General features: G+C 70.9%; 4 protein-coding genes, 1 tRNA gene and 1 pseudogene. 4 read left to right on the top strand and 2 right to left on the bottom strand.

Annotated features, from left to right (window positions below; translation table 11 throughout):
• The first annotated feature begins 653 nt into the window (after positions 1-653).
• Positions 654-1,178: a hypothetical protein gene (locus tag ACIQ7M_RS10775; protein WP_403642174.1), complete on the top strand. Its 525-nt coding sequence runs from the start codon at positions 654-656 to the stop codon at positions 1,176-1,178.
• Between the two features lie 190 nt (positions 1,179-1,368).
• Here ACIQ7M_RS10775 and ACIQ7M_RS10770 read toward each other — a convergent pair whose 3' ends face one another.
• Positions 1,369-1,794: a GNAT family N-acetyltransferase gene (locus ACIQ7M_RS10770; protein ID WP_403642171.1), complete on the bottom strand. Its 426-nt coding sequence runs from the start codon at positions 1,792-1,794 to the stop codon at positions 1,369-1,371.
• A gap of 31 nt (positions 1,795-1,825) precedes the next feature.
• Between ACIQ7M_RS10770 and ACIQ7M_RS10765 the strand changes: the two are divergent.
• Positions 1,826-2,860 (top strand): annotated as a pseudogene (locus tag ACIQ7M_RS10765) (tyrosine-type recombinase/integrase); the annotation flags it as partial.
• 67 nt (positions 2,861-2,927) lie between these two features.
• Here the strand turns inward: ACIQ7M_RS10765 and ACIQ7M_RS10760 are convergent.
• Positions 2,928-3,002, bottom strand: a tRNA-Val gene (locus ACIQ7M_RS10760).
• Positions 3,003-3,342: 340 nt separating this feature from the next.
• Between ACIQ7M_RS10760 and ACIQ7M_RS10755 the strand changes: the two genes are divergently transcribed.
• Together ACIQ7M_RS10755 and ACIQ7M_RS10750 are read left to right on the top strand one after the other, a co-directional pair.
• Positions 3,343-4,146 (top strand): DUF4097 family beta strand repeat-containing protein, encoded by an 804-nt coding sequence (locus ACIQ7M_RS10755; RefSeq protein WP_403642169.1) that lies wholly within the window; start codon positions 3,343-3,345, stop codon positions 4,144-4,146.
• Between the two features lie 54 nt (positions 4,147-4,200).
• Entirely contained in the window at positions 4,201-5,829 is a 1,629-nt protein-coding gene (locus ACIQ7M_RS10750) for a hypothetical protein (protein ID WP_403642166.1), read from the top strand.
• Positions 5,830-5,940 lie beyond the last annotated feature (111 nt).

Here is a 5,940-nt window from a genome sequence, read left to right as displayed (position 1 = left end):
ATACTCCACAAACACACCTCCCACAGACCGCTTGACGTTCTATAGGAGCTTCCTTGACGCCCTGGGCCGCGACTGCTCGGCTCTGCCTGGGTCGATGGCAGACGGGATGGGAGCACCCCCGCGCACGCCACACTCGGCCGGCACCCGCGAACGGCGCCCCCGCCATCTCGGAGCCTGAGGGCCCCCGCCGGAGGCACGTTCTGACCGAGCGACTTCGCGTTCAGGTCTCTCTTTATGGGCCGTAGCCTGCTGCGGCCCCAGGGTCCCGGCCCCGGCGCCGAAGGCGCAGAGGGGTCGGGCCCCAGGGGCCAGCCCGCGCTCGCGCGGGCACTTGATGAAGTAGGGAAAGTTTGGCCGCATGGCACCCATGTACCGTTGTCTTGTCTCGGTTGATGCTTGACGTTGTGGCCTCACCTGATGCTTGACACCGCTTGCCTCGGCTTGGCTGTGATGTGGTGCGGAGCCTCGGAACGTCGGAGGTTTCACGGTGGCCTTGCGGTCGCCGTCGTGGTGCAGACAGCGCCTGAATGCGGGACGAACGGCAACTGTCGAGTTGGAAACATCATGGTCACCCTGTTCGGCAGGGCGCTCCCGACACACATAGTTGCCTGGGTACAGGCCTGGGGTGTGGGCGCCGAGGGGGCATAGGACCGGTGATCAGGTACGTCCATCATCAGCTGAGGGGTACCTCGGTGGCGGCGTGTGTCATGGTCGTCAGCGCGGTCGTGGCGTTCGGCGTACGCGGCATTCCGGAACACGATGGCAAGTCCTGGTGGGTCGTCGGACTCTTTGTCGCGGTGGGTGCGCTCTCGGGGGCTGTCTCCATCACGCGGCTGAATTGGGTGGGTGAGGTGCGGGACTTCGAGTCCGCGCTTCCGCTCGCGAACCCCGTCGCCGCACTGCCGGCGCAGGACCCGCTCCGTTTCCGCCTCTTGGATGTGGATTACCTCGCCACGATGGGGGTCGTGATCGGGGTGCCGACTCTGGCCGCGTCCCTTCTGTGGCATCCCGCCGCGGCCTTCTATCCTCTGGTGTCTGCCACCGAGTGGCTGATGCGCGCCGCGCGGGCGGCCCGCTGGGAGCGGCGACACGGCGTGTTGCTGTGGCGCGGGCACGTGGAGGAACAGCCGCTTGGCAAGGGGCAGTTCCTGTATTCGTCGCAACGGCCAACACCGTAGCCTGCGTCACCGCCCACCTGGGGAGGACGGCATCTCCGTTTTGCGCGGCGTAGAACTCATCGCCGTCGTCCCCCCTCCACAGCAACACACGCCGTGACCGGTCAACTCACCCTGGAACAGGTCGAGTCGCTGTTCGCCGTGGCGAGGCACAAGCGTGCGTGGCTTCGCGCGGACTCGCCTCGGCACCCGGTCAGGCTTCGAGTGCTGGGGAGACGTAACAGACAGCGTCGATCTCCTGTCCCTCGCCGTACGCGTGCCTGGCGGTTCCGATGCGCTGCATCCCTATCCGCTCGTAGAGCCTGATGGCTGCTTTGTCCTTGGTCATCACGTCGAGAACGACTCGTAGTCCGTGGTCCCCGGCGTAGTCGAACGCGGTTCGCATCAGCCGCCCGCCGAGCCCTTCGCCTCGCGCCTCGGGTGCGATGAACAGACGGGCGCCAACGGCTACGTGGTCCGCGGTGTCGCCGCTCTGCTTGAGCCACATCTCCACGACGTCCTCGCCCTGCGGCCGGCTGAGCATGGCGTGCCCGACGATCTCGCCGTCCTTCTCCGCCACCCACGCCTGAAGAACGCCCGCAGGGCTCAGCCATTCCAGCGGGGCGTCGACACCTTCCACCGGGTATCCGTCGACCGCGTGAACGGCGACAAGCTACGGCAAGACCTGGGCCGAGTGCGACGCCAAGCGTCGGGAACTGCTCGCCAAGGTCGACCAGGGCGTACCCGTGCCCACCCGGTCGGCCAAGCTGTCCAAGTGGCTGCCGTACTGGCTGGAGAACGTGATCAAGCCTCGACGGAAGCGGACCACGTACGCGAAGTACGAGTTCCACGTCCGGCTCTACCTGGTGCCCATGCTCGGAACGAAGAAGCTGGAGTCTCTGAGCGTCGCCGACGTCCGCCGCTTCCTTGCCCGGCTGGAGCAGCAGACCACCGCGGCCACCGCGAGGGAGACGCACAAGGTTCTCCGCACGGCTCTCTCGGCCGCCTGCCGTGAGGAGCTGATCGCGAGGAACGTCGTCACCCTGGTCGACGCGCCGCGGGTCGAGTCCCGCAGTCTCGAACCCTGGAGTCTGGAGGAAACGCTCGACTTCCTTGCCGCGGCTCGGCGTGATCCGCTCTACCCCGCCTTCGTGCTCTCCATCGCTCTCGGCCTTCGTCGTGGGGAGGTCATCGGGCTCCGGTGGCAGGACGTCGACCTCGACAAACGTGAGCTCAGGGTCCGGAAGCAGCGGCAGCGGGTCGGCGGCGAGGTATACGAGGACGATCCCAAGGGGCGCCGCCGTCGGCAGGTGCTGCCGCTGCCGGCCATGTGCATAGCCCCTCTGCGATACCAGCGGATGCGCCAGGCCGCGATGCGCCTGCGTGCCGGTGATCGCTGGGAGGACAGCGACTACGTCTTCACCACGCGGTCGGGGCGGCCGATCGAGCCTCGCAACGTCTACCGGTCGTTCACCCGGGTCGCCGGGAACGCGGGGCTGCGGGTCATCCGGCTGCACGACGCACGGCACGGCTGCGCGACCCTGCTGACTGCGGCCGGTGTGGCACCCCACGTCGTGATGGAGATCCTGGGGCACAGCCAGATCGCCGTCACGATGAACGTCTACGCGCACGTCGTCCAGGACACGCAGCGCGAGGCTGTCAGTCACATGGATCGGCTGCTCACGCGGCGCCTACAGCGCGAGTAGCGACAGCACTGATGTCAGATCTGGATGTCAAAGGCCCCCAGCCATGATCGGCTGGGGGCCTTTTTCCTGGTGGGCGCGGACGGTTTCGAACCGCCGACATCCGCCTTGTAAGGGCGGCGCTCTACCGCTGAGCTACGCGCCCAGGACGAGTCGACAGCCTACATTGCCCGGGGGTATACCCCGCAAACCCGTATCGGGCGAGTTCGTGGCGGGGACGGGCAGGGCGGTCCGTGGCCGAGCCGGTGCGGGCTCTGCGGGCGGGGCCGGGACGGGTCGGGGAGCGGTTCGGGGTGGCTGGGCGGGGGTTATCCCCACCTCGCATTCGGGAGCGGGCCGGATCGTTCGGGGCTTCGTCCGTGCCTACCTTCGAAGAGGCAGGAGGCTTCGGCGATCCGCCGCGGACCAGGTGTCCCGGCAGGTGGCGGGTCCGACCGGGCCAGAAGTCGGCTTAATCACAGACCGTCACCAGGGGGAGATCGATCATGGCCCGCACACGTAGCCGCGGCACCAGCAGGAACCGGAAACACACCCGCACCGCCGCTCTCACCGCCCTCGCGCTCGGGCTCGTCGCCTCGGTCAGTGCGTGCGGGGCTTCCGCCGGGGACGACAAGGAGCCCGAGCAGCGGTCCTTCGGGCTGCACGGGCGGACCCTGACCGTCGACTCGGACGACTCCGCGCTCGATCTGGTGGTGTCGGACTCCGCGAAGGCCGGTGAGGTCCAGGTCACCCGGTGGTTCCAGGGACATGTCACTCTCGGCGGGGATCCGAAGGTCACCTGGGCGATGGAGGACGGCAACCGGCTGGTGCTGCGGATGAAGTGCTCGGGTGTCGTCGCCGACTGCTCGGCCAGGCACCGGATCGTGGTGCCGCGCGGGGTGGCCGTCAAGGTCGAGGACGGGGACGGGCCGGTGAGCGCGAAGGGCTTCGCGGAGGCGCTGAGCATCCGTACGGCGGACGGCTCGGTGCGGGTCAGCGACTCCTCGGGAGCACTGGATCTGCGCAGTGGCGACGGCTCGATCCGGGCCGTCGGCGTGGACGCCCGCAGTGTGCGGGCCCGTACCGACGACGGCTCCGTACAGCTCGAACTCGGCACCGTGCCGGACCTGGTGGACTCCCACAGCGGCGACGGCTCCGTCTCGATCACGCTGCCCCGCGCCACCTACCGGGTGACGGCCGCGAGCGGCGACGGCTCGGTCCATGTGGACGTGCCGCGCGACGGTTCCAGCTCCCACCGGGTCTCCGCGCACACCGACGACGGAAAGATCACGGTACGAACAGCGAACTGACCGGCCCGTGTGTTCGTCTTCAACCGGTGGGAGAATGACAGCCGGGCAAGGCGGATGACAGCACGGGAGAGGGATGTGACGGCGACACCTTCGCGGCCGTATTCGCCGTTCGCGGGGCCCGCGCGGCCCGCGCACCCCCTCGGCTTGCGGAGCCTCCTCGGCTTCCGGAGCTTTGTCGGCTTCCGGCGAGGCCCTCGGAGGCTCCCACTGACGCCGCCGATCCCGCCGACGCGGGCGACCTCGCCGACGCATGCGGCCCCGCGCATCTTGCCGACCTCGCCGACGCGGACGACCCCGCCGGCCCAGACGATCCGGCCCACCGGGTCGGTCCGGTCGGTCCGGCAAGGGCCACCCCCTCGCCCGTACGTCACCGCCCGTGACGTGCTCACGCTCGTCGCGCTGCCCCTGCTGGCCGCCCTCGCGCTGCCCGCGGCCTTCGCGGGGGGCGGCACCCGGCGCTGGTTCGGCGGGCGGTCCGAGAGTCAGCGGGCCGAGGCGCAGGCCGCCAAGGACGCCGCCGCGGCGGCGTTCTACGAACTCGACACCGCCCAGCGCGACCTGCGGATCTCGATCGAGACCATCACGGCGGTGGACGACTCCCCGGCCGCCCGGCGCGTGGTCTCCGACTTCGCGGCGCTGGGGCGGCGGATCGACGAGGCCAGCCAGAAGTACATCACCGCCGTCGACGCCCACGATCTCGACCGGGACGAGCTGGAGGCGTCGGTCGCGGTGCGGGCCCGCACCGAGCTCGTCGCCGCGAAGGACGAACTCGGCCGCGTGAAGGCCGACCTGGACCGGTTCGAGCAGAGTCTCGGGCCACTCCTCGGCAAGGCCGAGACCCAGCTCGCCCGGCTGGCCCCGGCCGTCGAGCGCGCCCGGCAGGCACTGCTCGCCGCCTCCAACGCCCTCGATTCCGTACGGCGGTCCGGGCTGAAGGCCGACGATCTCGCCGCACGGCTGGCCGCGCTGGCCCCCGAGCTGACCAAGCTCAACCGGGGCGCCGGGCAGCATGGCGTGCCGGAGACGCTGGAGCGGGCCGAACGGGTGTCGCGCGAGGCCGCGGCGGTGCGCTCGGAGGCGGAGCGGCTGCCCGAGCGGGCCGCCGAGATCGACCACCGGCTCGTCTCGCTGCGGACCCGGGCGCAGGCGCTGACGACCCGCTCGGGGCAGGTGGAGCCGGTGCTGAGCGAGCTGCGGCGGCGGTTCTCGGCGGCGTGCTGGCAGGACCTCCAGCATGTGCCGGACCAGGCCGCGGAGAACGTACGGCAGGCCGAGGCGAAGCTGAACGAGGCGCGGGCCGCGCGTGAGGCGCAGCGCTGGCCGGACGCGACCTCACTGCTGGCGACGGTGCGCGCGCTGCTGAACAGCACCGACGAGGCGGTGTCGGCGGCGGGTGACCGGCTGCGGCGGCTGAACGCCGTGCAGAAGGATCCCCAGCAGGAGATCGACCGCACGCGGTTCGCGATCCGGGACGCGCAGCGGCTGGCCATGGCGGGCCGTTCGACGCCCGACCCCCGGCAGGCCCGCCCGCTCGACGACGCCGTCGGCCGGCTCGACCGTGCCGTGGCCACTCTGGAGGGCCGGCACCCCGACTACTGGCACTTCCTCACCGAGACGGAGGCGGTGCGGCAGACGGTGGCCCACGTCGTCGCGCAGATCCGCGAGGAGCGCGGCGGCGCCTGAGGGGCAGGGGGCGCCGGGGGCGCCGGGGGCGCCGGGGGCGCCGGGGGCGCCGGGGGCGCCGGGGGCGCCGGGGGCGCCGGGGGCGCCGGGGGCGCCGGGGGCGCCGGGGGC

Origin of the sequence: Streptomyces sp. NPDC096324, assembly GCF_044763015.1 — a bacterium.
Lineage (GTDB): Bacteria > Actinomycetota > Actinomycetes > Streptomycetales > Streptomycetaceae > Streptomyces.
This window is presented reverse-complemented; position numbering and strand designations above follow the sequence as displayed.